This is a genomic window from Oribacterium sp. NK2B42 (assembly GCF_000424445.1).
GTDB lineage: Bacteria > Bacillota > Clostridia > Lachnospirales > Lachnospiraceae > Oribacterium.
In genome coordinates, this window is sequence record NZ_AUJX01000006.1 from 125,765 (window position 1) to 152,142 (window position 26,378).

The 26,378-nt window shown below is 44.6% G+C and carries 18 protein-coding genes, 5 tRNA genes and 1 riboswitch; of the genes, 19 read left to right on the forward strand and 4 right to left on the reverse strand.

What is annotated here, in order from left to right; genetic code table 11:
- The first annotated feature begins 418 nt into the window (after positions 1 to 418).
- The gene (carB, locus tag G625_RS0103560) at positions 419 to 3,637 is read left to right on the forward strand and encodes a carbamoyl-phosphate synthase large subunit (protein WP_029200015.1); all 3,219 of its coding nucleotides are present in this window, start codon (positions 419 to 421) and stop codon (positions 3,635 to 3,637) included.
- Between the two features lie 51 nt (positions 3,638 to 3,688).
- Here carB and G625_RS0103565 read toward each other — a convergent pair whose 3' ends face one another.
- The 4 genes from G625_RS0103565 to G625_RS18190 all read right to left on the reverse strand — a co-directional run bounded on the left by G625_RS0103565 (position 3,689) and on the right by G625_RS18190 (position 9,688).
- On the reverse strand, positions 3,689 to 5,071 hold the full coding sequence (locus tag G625_RS0103565; protein ID WP_029200016.1) for an alanine/glycine:cation symporter family protein: 1,383 nt from the start codon (positions 5,069 to 5,071) through the stop codon (positions 3,689 to 3,691).
- A 340-nt stretch (positions 5,072 to 5,411) separates the two neighbouring features.
- A riboswitch (glycine riboswitch) is annotated at positions 5,412 to 5,517 on the reverse strand.
- Positions 5,518 to 5,778: 261 nt separating this feature from the next.
- A complete protein-coding gene (locus G625_RS0103570; protein ID WP_029200017.1) occupies positions 5,779 to 7,458 on the reverse strand; it encodes a sensor domain-containing diguanylate cyclase in 1,680 nt (559 codons plus the stop codon).
- 479 nt (positions 7,459 to 7,937) lie between these two features.
- Positions 7,938 to 8,711, reverse strand: coding sequence for an SDR family oxidoreductase (locus G625_RS0103585; protein WP_242826585.1), 774 nt, complete (start codon positions 8,709 to 8,711; stop codon positions 7,938 to 7,940).
- A 263-nt stretch (positions 8,712 to 8,974) separates the two neighbouring features.
- Positions 8,975 to 9,688, reverse strand: a complete 714-nt coding sequence (locus G625_RS18190; protein WP_049895662.1) for a GntR family transcriptional regulator — start codon at positions 9,686 to 9,688, stop codon at positions 8,975 to 8,977.
- A 353-nt stretch (positions 9,689 to 10,041) separates the two neighbouring features.
- Between G625_RS18190 and uxuA the strand changes: the two genes are divergently transcribed.
- The 18 genes from uxuA (at position 10,042) to G625_RS18200 (ending at position 26,353) form a co-directional block, all read left to right on the forward strand.
- Positions 10,042 to 11,148 (forward strand): mannonate dehydratase, encoded by a 1,107-nt coding sequence (gene uxuA, locus G625_RS0103595; RefSeq protein WP_029200020.1) that lies wholly within the window; start codon positions 10,042 to 10,044, stop codon positions 11,146 to 11,148.
- 1 nt (position 11,149) lies between these two features.
- Positions 11,150 to 12,760, forward strand: a complete 1,611-nt coding sequence (locus tag G625_RS0103600; RefSeq protein WP_029200021.1) for a mannitol dehydrogenase family protein — start codon at positions 11,150 to 11,152, stop codon at positions 12,758 to 12,760.
- 317 nt (positions 12,761 to 13,077) lie between these two features.
- On the forward strand, positions 13,078 to 14,262 hold the full coding sequence (gene rdgB / locus G625_RS0103605) for an RdgB/HAM1 family non-canonical purine NTP pyrophosphatase (protein ID WP_029200022.1): 1,185 nt from the start codon (positions 13,078 to 13,080) through the stop codon (positions 14,260 to 14,262).
- Positions 14,263 to 14,568: 306 nt separating this feature from the next.
- Entirely contained in the window at positions 14,569 to 15,201 is a 633-nt protein-coding gene (locus tag G625_RS0103610) for a bifunctional 4-hydroxy-2-oxoglutarate aldolase/2-dehydro-3-deoxy-phosphogluconate aldolase (protein WP_029200023.1), read from the forward strand.
- Between the two features lie 123 nt (positions 15,202 to 15,324).
- Positions 15,325 to 15,398: transfer RNA gene (locus G625_RS0103615), tRNA-Arg, on the forward strand.
- Between the two features lie 53 nt (positions 15,399 to 15,451).
- Positions 15,452 to 15,525: transfer RNA gene (locus G625_RS0103620), tRNA-His, on the forward strand.
- Positions 15,526 to 15,545: 20 nt separating this feature from the next.
- Positions 15,546 to 15,617 (forward strand) — tRNA-Gln (locus G625_RS0103625).
- 5 nt (positions 15,618 to 15,622) lie between these two features.
- Positions 15,623 to 15,695: transfer RNA gene (locus G625_RS0103630), tRNA-Lys, on the forward strand.
- 139 nt (positions 15,696 to 15,834) lie between these two features.
- A complete protein-coding gene (locus G625_RS18195) occupies positions 15,835 to 16,764 on the forward strand; it encodes an EAL domain-containing protein (protein WP_049895665.1) in 930 nt (309 codons plus the stop codon).
- Between the two features lie 125 nt (positions 16,765 to 16,889).
- Positions 16,890 to 16,970: transfer RNA gene (locus tag G625_RS0103640), tRNA-Leu, on the forward strand.
- Between the two features lie 395 nt (positions 16,971 to 17,365).
- Positions 17,366 to 18,208, forward strand: coding sequence for a hypothetical protein (locus tag G625_RS0103650; RefSeq protein ID WP_029200024.1), 843 nt, complete (start codon positions 17,366 to 17,368; stop codon positions 18,206 to 18,208).
- Positions 18,209 to 18,281: 73 nt separating this feature from the next.
- On the forward strand, positions 18,282 to 20,705 hold the full coding sequence (locus tag G625_RS0103655) for an AAA family ATPase (RefSeq protein WP_029200025.1): 2,424 nt from the start codon (positions 18,282 to 18,284) through the stop codon (positions 20,703 to 20,705).
- A gap of 80 nt (positions 20,706 to 20,785) precedes the next feature.
- Positions 20,786 to 21,205 carry a cytidine deaminase gene (locus G625_RS0103660; protein ID WP_029200026.1) on the forward strand — a complete coding sequence of 140 codons (420 nt, stop codon included), beginning with the start codon at positions 20,786 to 20,788 and terminating at the stop codon, positions 21,203 to 21,205.
- A 113-nt stretch (positions 21,206 to 21,318) separates the two neighbouring features.
- Complete coding sequence (gene deoD / locus G625_RS0103665; protein WP_029200027.1) at positions 21,319 to 22,020, forward strand: purine-nucleoside phosphorylase; 702 nt, start codon at positions 21,319 to 21,321, stop codon at positions 22,018 to 22,020.
- 122 nt (positions 22,021 to 22,142) lie between these two features.
- Complete coding sequence (udp, locus tag G625_RS0103670) at positions 22,143 to 22,925, forward strand: uridine phosphorylase (protein ID WP_029200028.1); 783 nt, start codon at positions 22,143 to 22,145, stop codon at positions 22,923 to 22,925.
- 11 nt (positions 22,926 to 22,936) lie between these two features.
- Positions 22,937 to 23,461 (forward strand): nucleoside deaminase, encoded by a 525-nt coding sequence (locus G625_RS0103675; RefSeq protein WP_044931444.1) that lies wholly within the window; start codon positions 22,937 to 22,939, stop codon positions 23,459 to 23,461.
- A gap of 82 nt (positions 23,462 to 23,543) precedes the next feature.
- On the forward strand, positions 23,544 to 24,278 hold the full coding sequence (locus tag G625_RS0103680) for a thiamine diphosphokinase (protein ID WP_029200030.1): 735 nt from the start codon (positions 23,544 to 23,546) through the stop codon (positions 24,276 to 24,278).
- 617 nt (positions 24,279 to 24,895) lie between these two features.
- Positions 24,896 to 26,353 (forward strand): AI-2E family transporter, encoded by a 1,458-nt coding sequence (locus G625_RS18200; RefSeq protein WP_044931447.1) that lies wholly within the window; start codon positions 24,896 to 24,898, stop codon positions 26,351 to 26,353.
- The last annotated feature ends 25 nt before the right edge of the window (positions 26,354 to 26,378 follow it).

Below are 26,378 nucleotides of genomic sequence, written 5' to 3' on the forward strand. Positions count from 1 at the left end.
TGATACCGATCACCGGCAGCTGATACTGCCGATAACTATGGTTTATTTTGTTGCCTTGAGTACACATATACAATTATACCATAGAAGAAAACATATTTTGAATGTGTCTGCAGCTCCTGTTTATTTTTTTTACACATTACTTCTGTTTTTTTATATAATAGTTTAGTGCCCATGAGCACTTTGTGCCGGGCGCTCCAATTCGGTAATTTATCACATCAGCAAAAAGGAGTAATCATGGTTAAACACGTTATTTTATGGACTCCTTCAGGGACTTTTTGTGAATAAACGAGATTGCCATTTATGACATACAATAATGCATATTTTTATATAATTTGATAAAAATACATTTTATGGGTATATTTATGCATAATTAATGCTATAATCATTCAGAAATGTTTATTTATACGGAGGAATATACATGCCACAGAGAACAGATATACACAAGATCCTTATCATAGGTTCAGGTCCCATCGTAATCGGACAGGCCTGTGAGTTCGACTATTCCGGAACCCAGGCCTGCAAAGCACTGAGAAGCCTTGGCTATGAGATCGTTCTTGTCAACTCAAATCCTGCCACTATCATGACAGACCCCGAGATGGCTGACATTACATATATCGAACCCTTAAATGTCAACAGAGTCGAGCAGATCATCGCAAAAGAGAGACCGGATGCATTGCTCCCTAACCTGGGCGGACAGTCAGGTCTCAACCTCTGCTCCGAACTTTATAAGGAAGGTATCCTTGACAAGTATGGTGTTAAGGTAATCGGAGTACAGGTGGATGCCATTGAGCGTGGCGAAGACCGTATCGAGTTTAAGGAAACCATGAACAAGCTCGGTGTGGACATGGCCAGAAGTGAGGTTGCCTACAGCGTTGAAGAAGCTCTTAAGATAGCTGATGAGCTCGGTTATCCTGTGGTTCTCCGTCCGGCCTATACCATGGGCGGCGCAGGCGGCGGTCTCGTTTACAACAGGGATGAGCTTAAGACAGTTTGTGCAAGAGGTCTTCAGGCCAGTCTCATCCATCAGGTTCTGGTAGAAGAATCCATTCTTGGATGGGAAGAACTGGAGCTTGAGGTTGTCCGCGATAAAGACAACAACATGATCACCATCTGCTTCATCGAAAATGTTGACCCCGTAGGCATTCACACCGGTGACTCCTTCTGTACAGCACCTTTCCTTACCATTTCAAAGGATCTGCAGGATGAGCTCCAGAGACAGGCCTACAAGATCGTAGAGCATATCGGAGTTATCGGCGGCACCAATGTTCAGTTCGCCCACGATCCGGTTTCAGACAGAATAGTAGTTATCGAGATCAATCCCAGAACCTCCAGATCATCAGCTCTTGCTTCAAAGGCTACAGGTTTCCCCATCGCCCTTGTGTCTGCAAAGCTGGCAACAGGTCTCACCTTAAGCGAGCTTCCCTGCGGAAAATACGGAACTCTCGACAAATACGTTCCCGACGGAGATTACGTGGTTGTCAAGTTTGCACGCTGGGCTTTTGAAAAGTTCAAGGGTGTTGAAGATAAGCTGGGCACACAGATGCGTGCCGTAGGCGAGGTCATGAGTATCGGAAAGAACTATAAGGAAGCTTTCCAGAAGGCCATCCGTTCTCTCGAGAAAGACCGCTTCGGCCTTGGTTTTGTAAAGAATTTCAATGAGCTTACAAAGGATGAGCTCCTTAAGCTCCTTATCACACCCTCAAGCGAAAGACATTTCATCATGTATGAAGCCCTTCGTAAGGGTGCAACCGTGGATGAGATCTTCGAGCTTACAAAGGTCAAGAAATACTTCATCGAACAGATGAAAGAGCTGGTGGAGGAAGAAGAGGAGCTTCTTAAAAACAAGGGTAATGTTCCTTCCGACGAGGCACTCACTCAGGCTAAAAAGGATGGCTTCTCAGATAAGTATCTTGCGAAGATCCTGGAGATTTCCGAAGACGATATCAGAAACCGCCGTGAAGCAATCGGCGTTACGGAAAACTGGGATTCCGTGCATGTAAGCGGAACAGAAGACAGCTCTTACTACTACAGCACCTACATCGGACAGGACAATGACAAGGTAAGCACTGACCGCCCGAAGGTAATGATCCTTGGCGGCGGACCCAACCGTATCGGACAGGGTATCGAGTTCGACTACTGCTGTGTACACGCTGCCCAGTCTCTGAAAAAGCTTGGCTTTGAGACCATCATAGTAAACTGCAATCCCGAGACCGTGTCTACAGACTATGACACCTCTGACAAGCTTTACTTCGAGCCCCTCACCCTTGAGGACGTTCTCAGCATTTACAGGAAGGAAAATCCTGTTGGTGTCATCGCCCAGTTCGGAGGACAGACACCGCTTAATCTTGCTGACAGCCTGAAGAAAAACGGCGTAAAAATCCTGGGAACAACTCCGGAAGTCATTGACCTTGCGGAGGACCGCGATCTTTTCCGCGCAATGATGGATAAGCTTGGCATTCCGATGCCTGAAGCCGGCATGGCTACCACTGTTGAGGAAGCATTAGACAATGCCCACAAAATCGGATATCCCGTCATGGTTCGTCCTTCCTTCGTACTTGGCGGCCGCGGCATGGAAGTGGTATACGACGACGAAAGTCTCCGCGACTATATGAGTGCTGCCATCGGAGTCACCCCGGACAGGCCTATCCTCATCGACCGTTTCCTTAACAACGCCATGGAGTGTGAGGCCGATGCCATCAGTGATGGTGTTAATGCTTATGTTCCGGCTGTTATGGAGCACATCGAGCTTGCAGGTATACATTCAGGTGACTCAGCCTGCATCGTGCCTTCAAAGCACATTCCGGAGGATAATCTGGAGACCATAAAGGAATACACAAGAAAGATTGCGGAAGAGATGCATGTTGTGGGACTTATGAACATGCAGTACGCTATTGAAAACGGAAAGGTATATGTTATCGAGGCAAACCCGAGAGCTTCAAGAACCGTACCTCTGGTTTCAAAGGTCTGCGGAATAAGCATGGTTCCTATCGCCGTGGATATCATCACCGGAGAGCTAACCGGAAGACCTTCACCGGTACCTGCATTAACCGACAAAACTATTCCATATTACGGTGTGAAGGAGGCTGTGTTCCCATTCAACATGTTCCCTGAAGTTGATCCTATCCTCGGACCTGAGATGCGTTCAACGGGAGAGGTGTTGGGACTTGCGAAGACTACAGGTGAAGCTTTCTTTAAGGCGGAGGAAGCTGCCAAATCAGAGCTTCCTACCAAGGGCACAGTTCTTATTTCCCTTAACACCAAGGATCATGCTTACGCAGCTGAGATAGCAGAGCTTTACTCAGCAGCAGGCTTCAATATCGTTGCAACAGAAAACACTCATAAGCTTATAACCGACGCAGGAATACCTGCAGAAAAGGTTAAGAAGCTTTACGAGGGCCGTCCGAATATCATGGATCTCATCACAAACGGAAACATCGACCTTGTCATCAATTCACCTATCGGCAAGGACAGCGTCCACGATGACAGCTATCTTCGCAAGACTGCCATCAAGGCAAAGGTTCCGTACATCACCACTGTTGCTGCGGCAAAGGCTGCAGCCGAAGGCATCAAGTTCGTACAAGACAATGGCGATGACGGCATCATGTCACTCCAGGAATGGCATAAGTCTATACAGTAAATAACAAGAGCCGGAGGGAAAACCTCCGGCTCTTACTGTATATCTGTTATGCTATTTTTTTGCTTCTTTTTTGTCATCTGAATTCATCCTTGACATCTTGGCCACCTCGCCAGAAAGGGCGATGAGGCCTATGATGTTGGGAATAACCATAACTCCGTTGAAAAGATCCTGCATGTTCCATACAAGGTCAACCTTCAAAAGGGAACCTGCAAAGATAAATACTACGTCGATGACAGCGAAAGGAATGATTGCCTTCTTTCCAAAAAGGAAAGTGATGTTCTGTCTTGCAAAGAAGAACCATCCGATGATGGTCGAAAAGGCGAAGAACAGAAGACATATAGCGACGAACATCGGGCCGAAGCCGCCAAAACCTGTTGTGAAGGCAAGCTGTGCCACAGGGGTTCCTGTGATATCACCGGCATAAAGTACTTCCGTTCCGAGAACACCTGATGAAAGGATAACAAGAGCTGTCATTGTAAGAACGATAAATGTATCGATGAATACGCCAACCATGGCAACTTCACCCTGCTCCTGAGGACGATTTACTATTGCAAGAGCATGTGCATGAGGTGTTGAACCCATACCTGCTTCGTTTGAGAAAAGTCCGCGGGCAACGCCGAGACGCATAACCTGACGAACAGCGATTCCGGCTCCGGCACCAACTACAGCCTGAGGCTGGAAAGCACCCCTGAAGATAGAAACGATGGCCGGGATAACATTCGCATGATTGATGATAAGCATTATCACTGAGGCTACTACATAGAGACCGGCCATGAAAGGGACAACCTTTTCGGTAAAGGAAGCGATACGGCTGATTCCGCCAACAAAGATAAATGCTGAAATAACGGCAACAAAGATACCAACTACCCACTTTGGCATTCCGAAGGCTGTAAAGAAAGCATCGCTTATGGAATTTGACTGGACCATATTTCCCATGATTCCCAGGGACAGGATAGTCATGACTGCGAAAAATACTGCAAGCACCTTTCCGACACTTCCCTTGAAGGCTTCCTGAATATAGTAAACCGGACCTCCGATTACTTCGCCGTTTTCATCTCTTGTTTTTGTTTTCTGGGCAAGAACCGCTTCTCCGTATATGGTAGCCATACCAAAGAAGGCAGCCAGCCACATCCAGAAGATTGCACCGGGGCCTCCGCCCACAATGGCAGTAGCGCAGCCTGCGATATTACCGGTTCCTACCTGGGCTGCAATAGCGGTTGCCAATGCCTGAAATGAACTCATTCCGTCATTTTCACTGGCATTACCCTTAAGCGAAAAGTTTCCGAATACTCGATGCCATGCACTTGGAAATCTTCGGATCTGAACAAAGCCTGTCTTTATTGAGAAAAACAATCCGTTTCCTATCAAAAGGAACAAAAGAACAAACCAGATTTTGTCATCCAAAAGAACGATAATGTTGTTTAAGTTATCCACTGTGATACTCCCCCCTTAGAGCTGTCAGAAGCTTTAGATAAGCGTAAGAGCAGCTGAATGCTTAAACCTGCATCGATGACAAATCATCGGTCAAACAGCAGCACCTGAAAAACGGCAATGCGGGATAATAAAACCAAAAACCTACGGAAATACAATTACAGAAACGTAACAGGAATAAACTCGTCGAACCCGAATCCGACCAAAAGATCATGCTGATAAGCACAAAGATTTTGAACATATTTGCAAACTCAGAAAACTGACTTTTCCAAACGAACGATTATACATCCCATGATCAAAGCTTGGATGCATCCGTCAGATATCCACGTTTACAAATATAAAAAATTAACCCTCTGTCCTTTTGCCTGAGAGATTGGGGCAGGATCAATGAATAATCCTGAGCCTTTGCACCTTCGGCACTCTAAAAGAGCTTCTCCAGAGTTCACTCCGTTATTAGTCTCCGTCCGTCACAGACTCCTGAGAGTTTTACTCCTTCGGCAGGTTATCATATCAAACAATTCAATGTCTATCTCCGGGATGCTGTTTAAGCAAAACAGGAAATTATAACAACCACTTTTCTAATAACTTCTACGTATATTTATTTGCCCGATTAGCGTATCATCCGACTGCATATGCGTCAAGAAGGACCCCGATGCTATAATCAATAGATATAGCAAAGGCATATAAGCAAACGCTTATATGCCTTTTAGTTATGCTCTTTCAGCTTTCATTTCTTTTTTCTTTTTATACATATTTTCGTCAGCCATATTGAAAAGCTGATCATAGGTCATGCCCTCAGGTGAAGTAACGGGATCGAAATCCGCTATGCCATAGGCAGCCGAAACCTTTACTTCTACGGGAATATCAGCTTTGGCTCTGAAATTCATTTCATTTTCAAGATATTCAAGTATATTATACCTTTCGTTATAGTCTCTTGATTCCGAAAGAAATACCACGAACTCATCCCCTCCTATACGGAACATTGGACTGTTGATAAACTTTCCCGAAAAACATCCGCAGCAGTTTATGATATATTTATCCCCCATGGCATGACCGTAGGCATCATTTATGATCTTCAGATTATTGATATCGATCACGATGATCGATAATGCCTTTTTTCTGTTTTTTATCGCATCTTTAACTGTTTTTATATACTCCTCATAAGCAGCCTTGCTTTTAACACCGGTCAGAGGATCAATGTAGGCGATTCCCTTTATCTGTTCAACATAGCTCTTCAAAACCATTACGTTTTTGGAAAAGCTGACGGTGAGATCCCCGATCTCATCATTGGACTCAGGACGCAGATCAACCTCCAGATCTCCTTCTGCGATCCTTGAGGCCGATATCCTCAGCTTTTGTATAGGTTTGATTATCCGGTAAACCATATTCATGGTCAGCACGAAAAACAGCATACTTATAAGCAGGGCAGCAGCCACGATACGTGTAGTAAGCCTGCTTCTTTCCTCAAGAATAGACTTAAGGGGAGTAGTGAGGACCAGCTTCATATTATTATTAAGGCTTCTCCAGTTAAGCTTTCTTACTTCACCTCTGTACCCATATGTGATAAGTTTTTCATTCTTATTCTCGGTTCTTATCTGCTGGGAGATCTTTGTAAAATCACTGTTGATAGACCCAAGATTCGTTCCCGCCTCCAAAAACTTATGATAAATGATGGTTCCTTTATTGCTTAAAAGGAAAGCCGCACTTCCTTCATAGGGCTGTATATTGTCTATATATTCAATGATGTCGGAAAAATCTATGTCCATTCCTATGGCGCCTATAAAGGTTCCGCCTTTAAACAGAGGCTCAATATATGAAATCTTGTTTATATCCAGCTCAGGATCATATTTTACATTTGTCCATACACCTGCTTTTTGTTCTTTGGCTAGATAATACCAGCTGACCCTGGGGTCTTCCATACTATAATCCGAAATATTAACAGGCTCCACAAATGTAAAGGTTCCGCCGGCAACCGATTTCCTGTAACAAAAAGCATTATCTTCACTACAGATTTCAGGATCCAGCTGAAAATAATAACTGTAGATCCATTTGTCATTATCCACCAGGAAATTCAAAACATGTCGCATTTCCAGAAGATAATTCTCTCTATAAAAAGCATCCTCAAGACTGCTTATATTAACAAGCTTTGTGGTGGCATATAAAGAACCTTCGTCTACACATTCTGCCATATTTCTCAATGCGTTATTGAGATAATTAGCGGCATCGCTGACGGTAAGTTCCATAATTCTGGCCGAATCCTTATCCAGTATCGATACAGCAGAACCCAGTCCGACACCTCCGATGATAAGCGCCGTAAATAAAGTGCAGGCAAGTATAAGCGCTGCAAATTTAGTCTGTAATGATATGTATGGTCCCTGACCTTTACTCATAACCTTTTCTATACTCCTCATTTATTAACGCTGTTTTTAGAGCCTTAATATCTGACATTCATATGTAAATCTGATTGGCTGTTAATGCATATTAATAAGCGGTTCCGCAGAGATCGATATGGATATAGCCCCGCCCGGTTCCGCTGTCTATGTACAAATTTTTGTCATCCCGGCGGTTTATGATATGTCCATAACAAATAGAACCTTTAAGGATTTCAATGGACTGCTAAAAACGGCATACTTCTCCCGCCTGCTCATTTTATATATCGGAGAAAATGCTTATCTTATTAGTCTTATGAAGGAGGCAATTTAAAATGTATTACGAAAATTACAGTGTTGTCGGAATAGTAAACGGACAGAAGATCAGATTCGCAACGGAAGAAGAGTACAACGAGTATATAAGCTCAATGGAAGAAGATGATTGAAAAACAGGCTGCCTTTAAAAGGCAGCCCGTTCATTACATATTTTTGATTATATCTTAGATACATGTATATCCGCCGTCAACCGGTATCATAACACCGTTAACATAGGTTGAGGCAGGTGATGCAAGGAAAAGAGTAGTGGTATCAAGCTCGCCTTCCTTACCGTAACGCTCCATAGGGATAGCTCCCTTTGCGTACTCCTTGAACCAGTCGGAATCAAGTGTCTCCTGTGTGAGCGGTGTCCAGAAGTAACCCGGGCAGATGGCATTAACCGTGATGCCGTACTTGCCCCACTCAGCAGCAAGTGCTCTGGTAAGGTTAACAACGCCACCCTTTGCAGCATGATATGGGCTTGCAGGTGCGATCTTATTTCCAACGAGACCGTACATTGAAGCTATATTGATGATACGTCCGTATCCGGCAGGAATCATAGCCTTCTTGGCAGCCGCACGTGCAACCTTGAAGGAACCAAAGAGGTCAATGTTTACTTCATTGGCAAACTGATCATCTGTGATATCTTCAGCAGGAGCAACAGCACCTGTTCCTGCGTTGTTGATAACGATATCGATCTTTCCGAATTTCTCAAGAACCTTGTCTATCATACCTTCAACCATTTCGGTATCAGTGATATCACATCTTACAGGAAATGCTTCAACACCGTATTCCTTTGTGAGTTCCTTTGCCACTTCCTCAATCAATTCTTGACGACGGGCTACAGGAACGATAGTAGCACCCTGGTTTGCCAGTGCCTTTGCCATCTGAACTCCCAGTCCGGTTGAACAGCCTGTAACAATTGCAACATTTCCCTTTAAATCAAAATAATTTTTCATGATCATACCTCTTTCCCGGTCAGCCAACGACCTATTATTCCTTACACTTTTTTCAATATAAATGTTTAAAGGTTTCCAACAATTATTTGTCTGTTCCGAAACCTCCAACTTTTATATAATACAATTTTTTTGATAATAGGTCAATTTTAATAAAAAAAAGGACAAAAAATCATTTCTTTTATATAATATGCCGCTTTGTGAAAGTCCATCACCACTTTTGTGCCGTCACAAGACGGAAGATAGGCTATGGCACTTATGTCATATTATGATTCAAAAAGAGTCTTAAATTCTTCGTTAGCGGACACTTTTTCCAGGGTATGGTTAATATTTCTGAAATGATGTTTCAGTTCATCCTCTAGTGCCTGTCTGTCATGACTTTCGATAGCATCTGCAATTCGTTCATGCTGGGAAACAATATTTATGCTGTCATCATATTTCTGATCGTCGCTTCTTTCCACTCCGAGAGCAAAGCGTCTGGCTCTTATATAATGAATATCATATCTTCCGGTATGTTCCTGAACAAACTCCTTGTGCTGCAAATGATAAAAGAAATCATGGAACAGTGTATCTGCTTCCGTAAGTTTCTCCATTTCATTGAAGGAGATCATGGTTTTCTGATCATTGATCATGCCCTTAAGAAGAGGTACCAGCGGATCCAGCAGTCCGGCATCAAAAGCATCCAGAACCACTCTGGTTTCAAGAACTTCCCTTAGATATCTTACTTTTCTGACCTTATCAAGATTGATCTTACTTACAAAACTGCCCCTTTGAGGCTGGGATTCAAGAGCGCCTTCTATATTAAGACGTCTGACAGCTTCTCTTACAGGAATACGGCTGCAGTTAAACTGTTCAGCAAGACCAAGCTCACTGAGTTTCACCCCGGGACGAAGCTCCAGCGTCGCAATCCGGTTCCATAAATAATAGTGTATTTCCTCAGGCAATTTGGGAGTCTCAACCATGTTATTTTCTGTATTCATAATATCCCCCTCAAACTTGTATACAATCACAAGATAAAAATAAATCAATTCCGGATTTAAATCAAGTCATAAAGCTAAATTCCGGTTGTAGTATACATTTGTAATCGTTATTTTACCAAATCTTCATGCACCTATGGCAGATTTATCGAAAATCCTGGTACCAGCTTTTCCATGTGCAGTATTTATGCTGGCTTTTCATAGTATTTTAATATAATACCGATTATTTGATTATGATTTTTTTATTGACATTTTTCCCGAAAAGGATTACTATTGCATCATCAAAAACTGGTATACACTTTGAGGACCTTTTATTCCTCAATTATCAAAGCATTATTCAAAAGGAGATTTTTATTATGGAAATGACATTTCGTTGGTATGGTTCAAAGTTCGATTCTATCAGCTTACAGCAGATCAGACAGATTCCCGGAGTAACCGGTGTTATCACAACACTTTATGATACGACTCCCGGTGAAGTATGGTCACAGGAGAGGATCCATGCTTTAAAGGAAGAGGTTGAGGCTTCCGGTCTTCACATCAGCGGAATCGAATCTGTTAACGTTTGTGATTCCATAAAGGTTGGTGACAAGGATCGCGACAAATATATCGCAAACTACATCGAGACTCTTGAGAACCTCGGCAAGGAAGACATTCACCTTGTATGCTACAATTTCATGCCTGTATTTGACTGGACAAGAACAGAGCTTGCACGTAAGAATCCGGACGGATCCACAGTTCTTGCCTACAGCCAGAAAGCAATCGATGCCATCAATCCGGATGACCTTGCTTCTTCCATGGAGAAGATGTCACAGGGCACAGTTCTTCCGGGATGGGAGCCTGAGCGTATGGCAAAGCTCAAAGATCTTTTCGATATGTACAAGGATGTTGACGGCGAGAAGCTTTTCGAGAATCTCGTATACTTCCTCAAGGCTATCATGCCGGTATGTAACAAGTATGATATCAAGATGGCTATCCACCCGGATGATCCTGCATGGTCAGTATTCGGCCTCACAAGAATCATCAACTCAGAGGAGAACATCCTTCGTCTTATGAAGGCTGTTGATGATGTTCACAACGGTGTAACCTTCTGTTCAGGTTCCTACGGCACAAACCTTGAGAATGATCTTCCTCACATGATTCGCGTACTTAAGGGCCGTATTCATTTCGCTCACGTAAGAAACCTGAGATTCAATGATACTTCCCGTGAGAACTATGATTTTCAGGAGGCATGCCACATTTCCAGCGACGGAAACTTCGATATGTATGAGATCGTTCGTGCCCTTTACGAGACAGGCTTCGACGGACCTATCAGACCTGACCACGGAAGAAACATCTGGGATGAGGTTGGTAAGCCAGGCGTAATGCCGGGATACGGACTCTATGACAGAGCCCTCGGCGCTACATACATTCAGGGACTTTGGGAAGCAATCGAGAAGAGCGAGAAGAGACTTGGAGGAAACTAAAATGCGTTTAACTCTTGAAGGATTAAAGGATAAAGAAGCATGGCAGAAGGCAGGCGTAAAGCTCCCTGCCTATGACATTGAAAAAGTTGCAGAGAATACAAAGAAGTCCCCTGTCTGGGTTCACTTCGGAATCGGAAACATTTTCCGTATTTTCATTGGCGGAATCGCTGATAAGCTTATCGGGGAAGGTGCACTTGATAAAGGAATCACCTGTGTTGAGACCTTTGACTTTGACGTAGTGGACAAGATTTATGATCCTTATGACAATCTTGTGCTGGGCGTAACATTAAAGGCTGACGGCTCAACAGAGAAGCAGGTCATCGGTTCCCTTACCGAAGCCATCAAGGCTCAGTCTCAGGTACCTGCTGACTGGAATCGCCTCAAGGAAATCTTCACAAACCCTGATTTCCAGCTGGCAAGCTTTACCATCACAGAAAAGGGCTATGCTCTTAAGAATGCTTCCGGCGAGTATTTCCCGTTTGTTCAGGCAGATATCGACAACGGTCCCGAGAAGCCGGGTGCAGCCATGGCCATCGTTACAGCACTTCTTTTCGAGCGTTTCAAAGCCGGAAAGTATCCTGTTGCCATCGTAAGCTGCGACAACTGCTCACACAACGGTGAGAAGCTCATGAGCTCCATCGTAACAATGGCAGAAGAGTGGGAGAAGAAGGGTTTTGTTCCTGCAGATTTCATCGCTTACCTTAAGGATGAGAAGTTCGTAGCCTTCCCTTGGTCCATGATCGACAAGATCACTCCGAGACCTGCAGAGTCTGTGGAAAAGGAGCTTGAGCAGCTTGGCATCGAGGATATGGCACCTGTTATCACAGGAAAGCGCACCTACATCGCACCTTTTGTTAATGCAGAAGGTCCCCAGTATCTCGTTATCGAGGACAAGTTCCCTAACGGCCGTCCCGCACTCGAGAAGGCCGGTGTTTATATGACAGACCGTGACACTGTTAATAAAGTGGAGAGAATGAAGGTAACAACCTGCCTTAACCCCCTTCACACAGCACTTGCAGTTTACGGCTGCGTTCTTGGTTATGACCTTATTGCAGATGAGATGAAGGACAAGGAGCTCAAAGAGCTTGTTCACAGGATCGGACCTGTTGAAGGTATGCCTGTTGTTACCGATCCCGGTATCCTTTCACCTGAAGCCTTTGTTAATGAAGTCATCAACGAACGTATCCCTAACCCCTTCATGCCCGATACCCCTCAGCGTATCGCAACCGACACTTCGCAGAAGGTTGGTATCCGTTACGGCGAGACCATAAAGAGCTATGTAGGAAAGTACGGCGATGCCAGAAAGCTCGAGGCTATCCCTCTTGCCATTGCCGGCTGGCTCAGATATCTTCTCGGTGTTAATGATAAGGGCGAAGCATTTGAACGTTCCTCAGATCCTATGCTTGATTCACTTACAGAGGCGCTCCGCGGCATCGAGCTCGGAAAGCCTGAGACTGTAGGCGACAAGTTAAAGCCGATTCTTTCCAATGTCAACATCTTTGGCTCAGACCTCTATTCAATCGGTCTCGGAGAGAGAATCGAAGAGTTTTTTAAAGAAGAAATCGCAGGTGCCGGCGCAGTCAGAGCCACCCTTGTAAAATATCTCGGCTGATTTGATACCCTAAAGTGCCGCAGATGAGGTTTCCCATGCATAAGACTCCTCATCTGCGATGTTATCAAGTACCACAGGGGACGGTTCTCGCCGGCGAGAACCGTCCCCTGTGGTGCTTTGCCATACCCGGGTAACAGTTCAGTCGGTGGGCCAGGGGGATAAATTATCCAAAATGATAAATAAAGCTTTCATCTTAGGCTGTGTCTTTGGTATGATTACTTACTGGAAGCGATTATGATTTTTGCTGCAGCGTTTTTACGACAACAGATTTCAGTATCCAAAAGCAGCAGTAAACTCAGAAAAAGAAAGTAGACATTATGCGTATTATTTTTGCCACCCATAACAAGAACAAAATGAAAGAGATCAGGCAGATCCTTGGCGATGTGACTGAAGATATCGTAGCAAAGAGTGAGCTCGGAATCGACTTTGAACCTGTTGAGACAGGAAAGACCTTTGCCGAAAATGCCGAGCTCAAGGCTTCCGGCATAAGAAGTTATATGCTTGCCCACGATATGCTGCAGGACGATGACATTATCATGTCGGACGACTCCGGATTATGCGTAAATTACATGCTGGGTATGCCGGGTATTTACAGCGCAAGATATCTCGGTGAAGACACCTCCTATGATGTCAAAAATGCAAGAATCATCCATGAACTCAGATTCGCAGAGGGAGATGAAAGAGCAGCACATTTTGCCTGCAGTATCTGTGCGGTATTTGCCGACGGAAGAGTCTTTCACACAGAAGGAAAATTCGAAGGCCTCATAGCAAAAGAGCCTAAAGGAACCAACGGTTTCGGTTACGATCCCATACTGTACCTTCCCGAATACGGAAAAACTTCCGCAGAACTTACGGCAGAGGAGAAAAACAGTATGTCCCACAGAGGAAAAGCCCTGAGAGCCATGCGGGAGCTTTTAAAGCGTGTTATCGGGGAAGACAAAGAAAAAGGCATTAACAGCGGTGCGTTTCCCGAAAGAAAGGAGGGCAGCGGACTTGTCCGCCCCTTTCAGACAGCCCTGATAGTCAGCGATTCTCATCGTAATGATGACAATCTTAAAGATGTTCTGAAAAGACTCGGAATGATTGATTATCTCATACATCTCGGGGATTCCGAGGGAACCGAGCATATGATAAAGCAATATGCCGGTGACGGTGTTGAATGCTACTTTGTTCAGGGCAATAATGACTTTTTCACCGAACTTCCGAGAGAGCAGGTGATCACTTTGGGTAAACACAAGTGCTTTCTTACCCATGGACACTACTACGGAGTCGGTATGGACCTTACCCAGCTTACAGAGGAAGCCAAAGCCCGGGGCTGCGATATCGCCATGTTCGGTCACACCCACCGGCCTTATCTCAAGGATATAAACGGCGTAACCTGCATAAATCCCGGTTCCATCAGTTACCCGAGACAGTCAGACAGACGTCCATCCTATATGGTTGTCGACGTAAGCGAAGAAGGAGAGCTCAGCTACCACCAGGTTTATCTGAAGCTTCACTGAGCAATTTATATATTTTTAAAATACATTTTCAGGGAAACGCCGCTATGGTGTTTCCCTTTTTATTTCACTCAGTACCGGCAGGGACGGTTCTCACCGGTAGGGACGGTTCTCACCGGAGAGAACCGTCCCCGCCGGTACATGTTTATTCTTTAAAATATAGCAAATTCCCTCTTGTAAGCCGGACGATAATCCTATATAATACAAAAATGTAAGCGGTTACAAATAAATGTATACCAAGGTGATGCCAATCCCCCGTGCATTACCGCATATGATAAGTTTTTATATTGAAAATAAAGGAGATATGTTATGACACAACAAGATTTTATGGCTAAGCTTGCTGAGATCAAGGTTTGTCCTGTAGTAGTTATCGATGATGTTGAGGATGCAGTTCCTCTTGCAAAAGCTCTTGAGGCCGGCAAGCTTCCTATGGCCGAGGTTACCTTCAGAACACCTGCAGCAGCAGAAGCCATCGCACGTATCGCTAAGGAGTGTCCGAATGTAGTAGTTGGTGCAGGAACAGTCATCGACCGTGAGCAGTGCACACGTGCCATCAATGCAGGCGCTCAGTTCATCGTTGCACCTTCATTCTCTGATGAAGTAGCACAGTGCGCTATCGGACACGGTGTAGCTTACTGCCCGGGAACATGTACTCCTACAGATATCACAAACGCATTAAGATACAACCTTCCTATGGTTAAGTTCTTCCCTGCAGGAAACTACGGCGGACTTAAGACCATCAAGTCACTTGCCAGCGTATTCCCTCAGCTCAAGTTCATGCCTACAGGCGGAGTAAATGTTGATAATGTTAACGAGTATCTCGGTTTCGACAAGATCATCAGCGTTGGCGGAACATGGGTATGCAAGAAGGATATGGTTGCAGCAAAGGATTGGGACGGAATCGCAAAGCTTTGCCGTGAAGCATACGATCTTACTCACTGATATGACGGTTTTACGAGGGCCTCAAGGCCCTCGTAAAATAAAAATAAAAAAATCAAATATTTGTGTTGACATTCAATCAGCTATTCGCTAGAATAACTGAGTCGCTTGAAACGAGTGACAAATGAGTCAGTAGCTCAGCTGGATAGAGCAACGGCCTTCTAAGCCGTGGGTCGGGGGTTCGAATCCCTTCTGGCTCATTTCTCTTTAATAAAAGAGGATAACATAGGTTCGCATGAGCGACCGTAATATGGTGGGTATAGCGTAGTTGGTTATCGCGCCAGATTGTGGTTCTGGAGATCCCGGATTCGAATTCCGGTACCCACCCTTAGCCAGCAGGCTAAAGTGGGGCTATCGCCAAGCGGTAAGGCACAGGCCTTTGACGCCTGCATTCGTTGGTTCGAATCCAACTGGCCCTGTTTATGAGGCTGTAGCTCAGTCGGTAGAGCACTTGACTTTTAATCAAGTTGTCGCGAGTTCGAATCCCGTCAGCCTCATCTCTTATGTATTTACCTTGATGATTGATTCATCAAGTTTTTTTATTTTAAAATTCTTTTAATCCCGATATCTTCTTGATATCCGGTCAAAAAACAAATCCCAAAAAATCAATAAGATTTAAAAGTAAGGAAAAAATATATGTTAAACAACTATGCTTATTTCAGCTTTGGAAACTTAGCTATAGATCCCTTTCTATATCATTTTTTTGAAAAAATACGAAATGCCGCATCATTAATAACCCGCGAAGAATATCTGCCTTACAAAGAGCATCAGCCTCTTACGGAAAAGTCCATAATTGCAAACTTTGACTATGCTTTGAAACATAGAGAATTCAGCATTTACCTGCAGCCCCAGATGGATCCCAATGGGGATCTGATAGGCGCAGAAGCTCTTGCTCGATGGCGAAAAGACAATAACACGATCATTCCGCCAAATGCATTCATCCCTATTCTTGAAAAATCCGATCTTATCGGTAAGCTTGACAGTTACATATGGGAGCTTGCAATCCGTAAACTCAGGGAGTGGAAGCATACTGAATTCAAAGACCTCCACATTTCCATCAATATATCCCCCAAAGATATGGAGCTTATGGATGTTTTCAAGGTGATAACAGATCTTGTACATAAATATGCCGTGGATCCGTCAAAGCTTCACCTCGAGATAACAGAATCTGTGATCATAAAAAACATCTCTGCCGTAAACAATCTCATAATGCGTCTTAAGGAGGCAGGATTTCTGATTGAGATCGATGACTTCGGAAGCGGTTATTCTTCACTGAATATGCTTAAAGACATCAATGCAGACGTGATAAAGATCGACACGGGATTTCTCAGCAAATCCTCAAACGAAAACAGGGGAGAGATAATTCTTGATTCCATCATCTTTATGGCTAAACGCCTGGGCATAGGAACCGTAACTGAGGGTGTTGAAACGCCAAATCAGTTTGAAATGTTAAATGCCATGGGCTGTGATGTATATCAGGGTTACCTTTTCTCAAAGCCCGTTTCTGTCAAAGACTTCGAAAATAAATACAGTAATCTCTGCAGGAAAGAGCTGATTCCTTCATAAATGTCCCGCCTTTTTTCCCGACAGCTTTATGCCGAAATAAAACAGAAAGGTTGAAGCCAAAAAACACTAGCGAATCCGCCCCTCATTTGCTAAGATAGAACGGTGATTGCATCATACACCAACGTGAGGTTGTGGCGGAATTGGCAGACGCGCAGGATTTAGGTTCCTGTGTCCCTGACGTGTGGGTTCAAGTCCCATCAACCTCATAAATCAAACAAAAGCGGCAGAAGCCCCATTCCCTCCGGAATTACGTGGTTTCTGCCGCTTTTGTTTTTTCCTGGTTTTTCCGCCATTTCAGAAAAACAACAAGCTTGTTATTCCGGTACTTAACACAGGCAATCTCAGTGATGTCTGCCCAAGATTCCCCGGATTCCCATGTGACTCCGGAGGGAGGCAGCAGAAAAAGCAATAAAAGAATTTTTCTTTTAATTCCGGACATGCAGAAAAAATATGTCAAATTTTCGATTCAACTATGCTATTATTATATATAAGATTTTGTTCGTGATAATCAGTCAAAACAGAAGGAGATGCATATAAACAGGACTCCTCCCACCTGCTAAAGCAAGTGGGTTTCTGTCCATGACAACGAAAGGATATTATTATGAAAAATCCAAATAAATCAAACATCATAAAATCAATGAAACTCAAAACCTCAACTTTTAACAGTCCGTTTGATACGAAGGACATTACTGCCAAAAGTGTAGTGAATAAAAAGACATCAACATCTAAACGTTTAATTAAACTGCAGGCGCTTTCGATGGCGTTTTTCATGCTCCTCGCATTTCCCGCGGAAACCCTCGCCTACACCGTCGTAGGACAAGGAACCATCGCAAATACTGGCATGAGCGAACCTACTTATCCCATGAATCCCAATGCGAGAGGCATAGATGGTTCGGAAATGACATTACAGCAGATCGAGGACGCAAAGGGTGCCTGGTTATGGGCCGACACCGCAGGAAACGGAATGGCAGAAAGATACTATTTCCTGAACTCCGACAGCTACCTCATCAATACCATCACCCCGGATGGACTCACAGTGGATCCTTTAGGCAGGTGGACTGTGAAGGGCTATGTCATGCACCGTATGAGCAGCGATCAGAATACTGTAGCCCAGGCCAAAATAAGAGCTGCCCAGCTCCACGGAAACAGCTACAACGGATTATATTCCGGACCCATTACTTTCAGTGGGACAAAGACCAAATACTATACCATAGACATTACAGAAAACTCCGACACCGAGCTCAATGTAATTCTGTCCGACGATGATGGCCTTGATACCATTACCTACACCTACGTCGGAAAAAATATTCCTCATCCCGGCATCACAATGTTTAAATCAAACAAAAAGGATCAGGAGTCGTATTTATTATTCTCTGATTACAATACGATCGTTTATTACAATTACGATGGCAGTATCGCAGGACAGCTTTCAAAAATAGGCTGATACAAAAGCCTGTGGGTTGATCTCAATATGTCAGAGATAAACGACGAAAAACATGCGTTTACAGGAGAGCTATATGAGAGCATTAACAGTTTTCATTGACGAGCAGTGGCTTGCCGCCGTTTCGGAAAAAGACATGAGTGTTCCTTCACACATCATTGCCAAGGACATGACAGAACAGCTTCCTCTGGAGGTACAGTACCTGGGAGTCACAAAATCCACCTTTATCTATGATGAAAATGTCCTTGACGAGGAGAAAGCCGTTTACTACCTGAGGCAGATTCTCCAGAACAGATTCGAGATGGATTACGATGTTCAGGAAGCCATCATTAACTACAGGATCAGTGCTGTCAGTGATGAGGATGAAGATGAGGATGAGGATGAATCCGGTCAGAGTGAGCCGGAATCCGGAAGCGCTCGTAAAAGAAGGTCTTCCGGTAAAGAGTCCCATACCGAGAAGCTTACCGGTTTCGAAGAAGGTGGCGGAAAAGAAGGCAGCCATGAACAGACAAAGGGTGCTCCAAGCCGCAAACGCATGAGAACAGCCCCCGATACCTCCCTGAAGGAGGATTCCGAGGGTTCTGATGAAACAGAGATAGTAACTGTGGGAGAAGAGGGGGCCGGCAACGTGGGCAAGCCTTCCAAAAAAGGAAAAGAGCAGGATAATGTCAAATCCAAAAAGTCCGAGAAAAAGCTCGGTCAGGATCCCATCTCCTTCGGAAACAAGAAAGAAGACGGAGACATCGCCCCGGCTTTCCAGAGGATAAAGAACCTTAAGGGAAGTGACAGTCTCATCTCACTTTGCGAACGCCTGAACCGCATCGCTCCGGCTCTTCAGACAGAGGAATTCATCGATGTCCTCGAGGACAGAGCCTATCTTTTCTCGGCAGAGCAGGATATAGGCATTAACGCCAGAGTCTCAATGTTTTTCGATTTCATGCGTGACGAGAATCTGCTTCCGTCAGAGTACGGAGGCTGTGAGATACAACTGGCCTGCGGAAGATCCATAGGTCTTCCCACCACCATGGCAAAGCAGTTTATAGTCCAGACCGAAGCCAGTATGTACTGCATAGACATAAGCGCCTGGGTTGGACAGATAGACGATCCTGAGTTCAGGGATTTCCTTCTGTTCCTGTACGGGCAGAAGGATATGTACAGATATATATTCAGGATACCTTATGTTGAGAAGAAGATTCTTAATCAGGTAGCGGATGTAATAGGGGATATCTTTACAGTTGAGGTGGTAACACTTCCGCCTCTAAACCAAAAGCTTCTTGAAGAAACGGCGGTTTCCCAGCTTGAGGATTACGGCTACAACATTTCCCCGGAAGCCCTCACCATATTCAGAAAGCGCATCGCGGAAGAGAAGTCCGACGGACGTTTCTATGGTATGAATACCATAGGGAAGATAGTCAAGGAAATGGTGCTGAAGAAGCTGGAGCAGAGCATCACGGAAGAGGAAGTTGAAGAACCTGATACCAAAGCTAAGAAGAGAAAATCTTCTGAATCTTCACAAGCAGAAAAGGAAACTGAAGAAAAGGAGCTTAAGGAGATCACCGAGAAAGACATTGGCGACCTCATAGTAAAGCACCACGATATCTCAACTCCGGAGCAGGAGCTTGTGGATATGATAGGTACCGAGGAGGTCCGTGAGCAGTTAAATATCCTGATAAAGGAAATGTCGGAAACGAAGCAGCCTCTCAATATAAGGTTTGTGGGTAATCCCGGAACAGGACGAACTGTTGTTGCGAGACTTCTCGGCGACATCCTCCGGGAGAAAGGCATTCTCAAAAAGGGTGAGATCATAGAGCACAGCATGAAGGATCTCATGGGAACGGTTCCGGGAGAAACAGTTCCGAAAACCCTCAGCATTTGCAGAGATGCTCTGGACTCAATTCTCTTCATAGATGAACCATATCCCGAGATAAAAGAAATGGTCAGCGAACTTGATGAAGACACTGAAGACTTTGATGATGGCGATGAGGAAAACAGCAAGCCTGAATATGACTTCCATAAGGAGGCTCTGGAAACCCTGATCTCGGAAATGGAAGCCAACCGTAATCTGGTTGTGATACTTGCCCTGACATACGAGGAGCTTGAAAAAGTACGTAAAGACGTTCCTGATATAGACAGTGTCATGTACAGCGAAATCGAATTCAAGGATTTCAGCAGAAAGGAGCTTGGAGATATATTCCTCAGGATGGTCCGCAGAAATAAGTTCAGTCTTGAGGAAGGCCTCCGTGAAGAAATCCTTAAGTATTTTGACAAGCTTCCCGAAAAGGTTACAAAATCCGGCAGGTTCACCAACGCCCGTTATGTAAGAAATCTTTTTGACATGACCTGGTCAAAAACCCTTCTCCGGGCTGAGATAGATCAGAATGACGGAAGGCTCATAACCAGACAGGATTTCCGCCTGGCGGCTTCGGAAAGTGCCGAAATACTTAACAAAAAGGAACCACGTAAATATCCTCTGGGCTTCAGGCTCGAAACTGATGATTAAGAACTATTCGGAAGCAATGCTTTCGACCTTGAAATCTCCGGACCGGATTTACGATCCATGTCTCCGGGAAAGGCAGATATATGACAGAAAATGACTTAAAAACACTTATAGAAAAAGCACTGGATATGCGTAATTTTTCCTATGCGCCTTACTCTCACTTCAGGGTAGGGGCCGCACTCCAAAGCTCCGACGGCCGGATCTTCGGAGGCTGCAACGTGGAGAATTCCAGCTACGGGGCAGCAAACTGTGCCGAAAGGACAGCATTTTTTAAAGCTGTAAGTGAAGGAGTAAAGGATTTCAAACGTATCGTAATCACAGGAGGACTTGAGGGCGAACCTTTACAGTACGCATCACCCTGCGGTATCTGCCGGCAGGTCATGAGGGAATTCTGCGATCCTGACACCTTCGAGATCATACTTGCCAGGAGCACCGAAGACTACAAAATCTATACACTGGCCCAGCTGCTCCCCGAGAGCTTCGGACCGGAAAACCTGCTTTAATGAACAGAAATCCACCGGGGACGGTTCTCGCCGGTGAGAACCGTCCCCGGTGGATAAAATCAATGTCAGTCAGGGCCCCTGACTGACACATAAATTCTAGGAGGAAATGAAAAATGCCAACACCGCACAACAAAGCAAATCTTGGAGACATCGCAAAAACAGTTCTTATGCCGGGAGATCCCCTTCGCGCAAAGTACATCGCAGAAACTTATCTTGAGAATCCCGTATGCTTCAATACAGTAAGAAATATGCTGGGCTTCACCGGAACCTACAAGGGCAAGAGAGTTTCCGTTATGGGCGGCGGAATGGGCATACCTTCCATCGGCATCTACAGCTACGAGCTTTACAACATGTATGACGTAGACAATATTATCCGTATCGGATCTGCCGGAGGATTACAGGACGACATTAATCTCAATGATGTCATCATCGCCATGGGTGCCTGCGCAGAGTCCAACTATGTATCACAGTTTGAGCTTCCGGGAACCTTTGCACCTATCGCAACCTACGGTCTTCTCGCAAAGGCAGTGGATGCCGCAGAGAACCTGAAGGTGGATGTGCATGTTGGAAATGTCTTAAGCTCAGATATATTCTACGACAAGAGAAAGGGAAAAAACGAAAAGTGGAGAGACATGGGCTGCCTTGCCATTGAAATGGAGGCTGCCGGTCTTTACATGAATGCTGCCGCAGCACACAAAAATGCCCTTGCCATACTTACCATTTCCGATCATCTTTTCAAGTCCGGTGAGCTTTCCGCCGATGAGCGTGAAAAATCCTTTAACAACATGATGCTCATAGCTTTAGAGCTTGCATAATGAGAAAAATACATCTCTTAACTATTTGTGCCGTCAGACAAAACGGGCGTAATGGAGATTAGTGTGAAAAATATATTCCATCACTATTTGTGCCACAGCTTAAGGGCGGAATGGAGATTAAAATGATTAATTACTCAGAAGACCAAACCATGTACCATATAGGTGTTGCCCCCGGGCAGATAGGACGATATGTACTACTTCCCGGTGACCCTAAGCGATGCGAAAAAATCGCGAAGTATTTTGATAACCCGAAATTCATAGCTGATAATCGCGAATACGTTACCTACACAGGAACTCTGGACGGTGTTAAGGTATCCGTCACTTCTACGGGTATCGGGGGACCTTCCGCATCCATAGCCCTTGAAGAGCTTTGCATGTGCGGGGCGGATACATTTTTACGCGTGGGAACTGCCGGAGGTATGGATCTCAATGTTGAGTCCGGAGATGTAGTCATTGCCAGCGGCGCGATACGTATGGAGGGAACTTCAAAAGAGTATGCTCCCATCGAGTGGCCCGCAGTTCCGGATTTTGAGGTGACCACTGCCCTTAAAAATGCCGCAGAGAATCTGGGCTTCAAACATCATATTGGCGTTGTTGAGTGCAAGGATGCCTTCTATGGTCAGCACAAGCCGGAGGATCTTCCCGTTAATTACGAGCTCCTGAACAAATGGTATTCCTGGCTTAAGCTTGGCTGCAAGGCTTCAGAAATGGAATCCGCTGCCATCTTTACCGTAGGAGCCTATTTAAGAGTCCGGGTGGGAGCAGTTCTTTTCGTCATGTCAAACCAGGAACGTGAGAAGGCCGGTCTTTCCAATGTCATAGAGCATGACACTGACAAAGCCATTCGCACTGCCATTGAGGCAATCCGTACCCTCATAAAACAGGATCAGGCAAAGGGTAAATAAGGATATTTTTTATGAATTTAAGCCATGAAGAAAAGTATATGAAGCTTGCCCTAAGGGAAGCCCGGAAAGCTGCCATGAGCGGGGATGTCCCCATAGGCTGCATCATAGTCTATGACGGTACGGATCCCAACACTAAGGCAGATAAGAATGCCGAAGCTCACGGCATCCTCCCGGGAACCATCATAGGCCGGGGCTACAACAAGCGTAATAAAATGCACAGTTCCCTTATGCATGCGGAGATAATAGCCATCAAAAAAGCCTGTAAGACATTTGATGACTGGAGACTTGAAGACTGCACCATGTACGTTACCCTGGAGCCCTGCCCCATGTGTGCCGGGGCTATAATCCAGGCCAGGATACCAAGGGTCGTTATCGGTGCAATGAGTCAAAAATCCGGCTGCTGCGGTTCAATCCTTGATATGCTGCACGAAGAAAGATTCAATCATCAATGTGAAGTAACAAAAGAACTCCTTCTTGATGACTGTACACATCTGATGACGGATTTTTTCCGGAATATGAGAAGCAGAGAGAAGTAAGCATTATCCTATAAACAACAATGGCGGAAACCCACAACATAAAGGTGATGGGTTTCCGCCTTAACAACGAAAGGCAGAATTTATGAAGCGATGCATAATTGTCGGTGCGGGAGACTATTTCGGAATCCCCATAGAACTCACGGAAGAGGACTTTATCATAGCCGCAGATGCAGGATATAAGAATTTAATAAAGTCAGGTATCCTACCGGATCTCCTTGTGGGGGATTTTGATTCAATGCACATTGACGGGGTAGCAGGCACCACCGGACCGGTTAAAGATCTTGACATATATGAAGACGCAGAAAAAGCCGAATATCTGCATCATCTTAAACAGATGGAGGTTGACGGCATCGAAACAAAGGTCATAGATCCCATAAAAAACGATCCCGATATGATGGCCTGTGTGAGACTTGGCCTCGAACAGGGCTTTTCGGAGTTTCATATTATAGGCGGAACCGGAAAACGTATCGACCATAGCATTGCCAATCTTCAGATACTTGGGTTTCTGGCTGCTCGTGGCTGCCGGGGATATATTTACAACGAATTCCAGATCATAACGGCGATACATAACGAAACCCAAAAATTTCCGGCTGAAATGCAGGGGTATTTTTCCGCACTTGCTCTGTCGGACCGGTGCCGTGGAGTAACCGAAAAGGGCTTCAAATACATCGTCAATGATGTGGAACTGCAAAACACCATCCCCACCGGAATAAGCAATGAATTCGTGGGAACAGAGGCGGAGATAAGCGTTAAGGACGGAACCCTTCTTCTTATCTATGACCAGATGAAGGTGCATAAATTCAGCTGCTGTAATTAACCGGAGCTCCCATGCGCGTTTGTATAAACACAACGTCCGCATGACTGCCTTATCCTGAAAAAAAGAAATTTTTTTATTTCTAAAATTTTCATGACAGTTTTACGTATATCTTGAACAGAAAAATGTGTTCTGTTATAATTCGTTTAAGAAGTAAATAACTAGAACGTGCGAGGCCGCACAAATTGAACCTACAAATACGACATACGGGATTCCGATATCTGAATACATAATATAATGCCTTCCATCTGGTAAAGGACTATAGTGGTATTCGTGGGGTCTCCCACCTAGCAAACAGGCTAGGAGTCAAGCGTGTGGTACGGCGTTTTGGTCTTACTCCAAAAAATCGTATGATTTTTAAACCGGTGAGCAGTTCACCGGTTTTTTTGTTTGTGCGATACGACCTTCAAGGGAATATTTATATTCATTTGAAGGCCAACGTGACATCGAGTATGGGTGCCTTCCCTCTACTCGATTACGTTGGGGAGAAAAAAATTCCATAGTTTAATGTAAAAAAGTGAATTTGGTTTATCATGTGTTATAATCAGTATTATAGTTATATAAGATAAAGTTCGATTCTTTCACCTTAAACTTATACAGGATCATCCCGGAGGACAGCAGTGAATAAAGAGAAGTGGGAAATACAGAAACGCTGGGGAATCACAGCATTCCTTGTGATAGTAGGAAGTGCCGTTGTCATATTGGCCTTACACAACTATAATTTGATAACCGACAGGTTCAACAATCTGATAGCTATCTTATCGCCCATCATAACCGGTGCTGTCATGGCTTATCTTGTGAACCCTGCCTACAAGCTTATTTATAAATACACAGGGATACTTTTGGATAAAGTCATGAAGTCTGCCTCGGATCAGACTACCGAAAAAGCTCTCCTTGGAAGGCAGAAGCTTCAGGCAAAGCTCAAAAGCCTTTCCGATAAGATTTCTGATAAGATTTCCGAAAATAAGTTTACCGACAAGCTGCGGGAAGAAGTCACCGGAAAACTTGCAAAAAACAATACCGAAGAAACTCCTGCTGAGGTTAAGAGACAGAACTTTATAGCAAGGATCAGCAGTATCTCTGCTACATTTTTCTCCGTGCTGCTTGTTTTGATAGCTGTTTTCGGACTCGTTTCAATGATCATTCCTGAGTTGATCAAGTCCCTGTCCAGCCTGTCCTACACCTTGAGATTTATCGATGACGACTATTTCTCAGAGCTGATTGAGAACTCCACTGATTCTCTGGGTATCATCACTCATATCTCCAATTTTATACAAGGCATTACAAATTCCCTGGGAATAGGCGATTCTTTGTCCGGTGAAATACAAAAAATCTTCACCTCTATGCAGCAGTTTATTCAGAATTCCCTGCTTCCTAACCTGAGAAATGTCATTACATCCCTGGGAATAGGTATATGGTCAGCGGTAACCTGGATAAAAAACTTCATCATCGGTCTCATCATCATGGCCTACCTTCTCAATACCAAGGAGTCCATGCTCATAAGCGCCCGCAGGATTCTCTTCGCCATACTTCCATCAAAGTATGCTCATATGGTAATTGCTGAGCTAAAAGAAATAGACAGGATGTTCGGAGGCTTTATAGTAGGAAAGATCATCGATTCTTTCATCATCGGTATAATATGCTTTGTGGTTCTGAGCATAATGGATATGCCTTACACCATGCTGGTTTCCGTTATAGTGGGAGTCACCAATATAATCCCATTCTTCGGACCCTTCATCGGAGCCATACCTTCAATCATACTTATACTGATACAAAGTCCTATCCATGCTCTGTATTTTGCCATCTTTATCCTGATCCTTCAGCAGCTGGACGGCAATATCATCGGTCCCTACATCCTTCGTGGCTCAACAGGTCTCAGCAGCTTCTGGGTACTGTTCTCCATCCTTTTGTTCGGCGGCCTCTTTGGATTTGTTGGCATGATCATCGGGGTTCCCATCTGGGCCATCATCCTTCAGGGGGTAAAACGCCTCACCCAATATCTTCTGGATAAAAGGAAGGTAACGCTGGATGACCAGGGAAACCTGATAGCAGATAATATTACAAATGCAGAAAAGTAGTGTAGAGCCGGAGGCATCCTCCGGC

Excerpts from the sequence above, each read along its gene's own strand:
- udp (WP_029200028.1), top strand. The coding sequence starts at position 22,143 with ATGATTAATTACTCAGAAGACCAAACCATGTACCATATAGGTGTTGCC.
- G625_RS18195 (WP_049895665.1), top strand. The coding sequence starts at position 15,835 with ATGTTAAACAACTATGCTTATTTCAGCTTTGGAAACTTAGCTATAGAT.
- deoD (WP_029200027.1), top strand. The coding sequence starts at position 21,319 with ATGCCAACACCGCACAACAAAGCAAATCTTGGAGACATCGCAAAAACA.
- G625_RS0103675 (WP_044931444.1), top strand. The coding sequence starts at position 22,937 with ATGAATTTAAGCCATGAAGAAAAGTATATGAAGCTTGCCCTAAGGGAA.
- G625_RS0103610 (WP_029200023.1), top strand. The coding sequence starts at position 14,569 with ATGACACAACAAGATTTTATGGCTAAGCTTGCTGAGATCAAGGTTTGT.
- G625_RS0103570 (WP_029200017.1), bottom strand. The coding sequence starts at position 7,458 with ATGAGTAAAGGTCAGGGACCATACATATCATTACAGACTAAATTTGCA.
- G625_RS0103650 (WP_029200024.1), top strand. The coding sequence starts at position 17,366 with ATGAAAAATCCAAATAAATCAAACATCATAAAATCAATGAAACTCAAA.
- G625_RS0103655 (WP_029200025.1), top strand. The coding sequence starts at position 18,282 with ATGAGAGCATTAACAGTTTTCATTGACGAGCAGTGGCTTGCCGCCGTT.
- G625_RS0103585 (WP_242826585.1), bottom strand. The coding sequence starts at position 8,711 with ATGAAAAATTATTTTGATTTAAAGGGAAATGTTGCAATTGTTACAGGC.
- G625_RS0103600 (WP_029200021.1), top strand. The coding sequence starts at position 11,150 with ATGCGTTTAACTCTTGAAGGATTAAAGGATAAAGAAGCATGGCAGAAG.
- uxuA (WP_029200020.1), top strand. The coding sequence starts at position 10,042 with ATGGAAATGACATTTCGTTGGTATGGTTCAAAGTTCGATTCTATCAGC.
- carB (WP_029200015.1), top strand. The coding sequence starts at position 419 with ATGCCACAGAGAACAGATATACACAAGATCCTTATCATAGGTTCAGGT.
- G625_RS18190 (WP_049895662.1), bottom strand. The coding sequence starts at position 9,688 with ATGAATACAGAAAATAACATGGTTGAGACTCCCAAATTGCCTGAGGAA.
- rdgB (WP_029200022.1), top strand. The coding sequence starts at position 13,078 with ATGCGTATTATTTTTGCCACCCATAACAAGAACAAAATGAAAGAGATC.
- G625_RS0103660 (WP_029200026.1), top strand. The coding sequence starts at position 20,786 with ATGACAGAAAATGACTTAAAAACACTTATAGAAAAAGCACTGGATATG.
- G625_RS0103680 (WP_029200030.1), top strand. The coding sequence starts at position 23,544 with ATGAAGCGATGCATAATTGTCGGTGCGGGAGACTATTTCGGAATCCCC.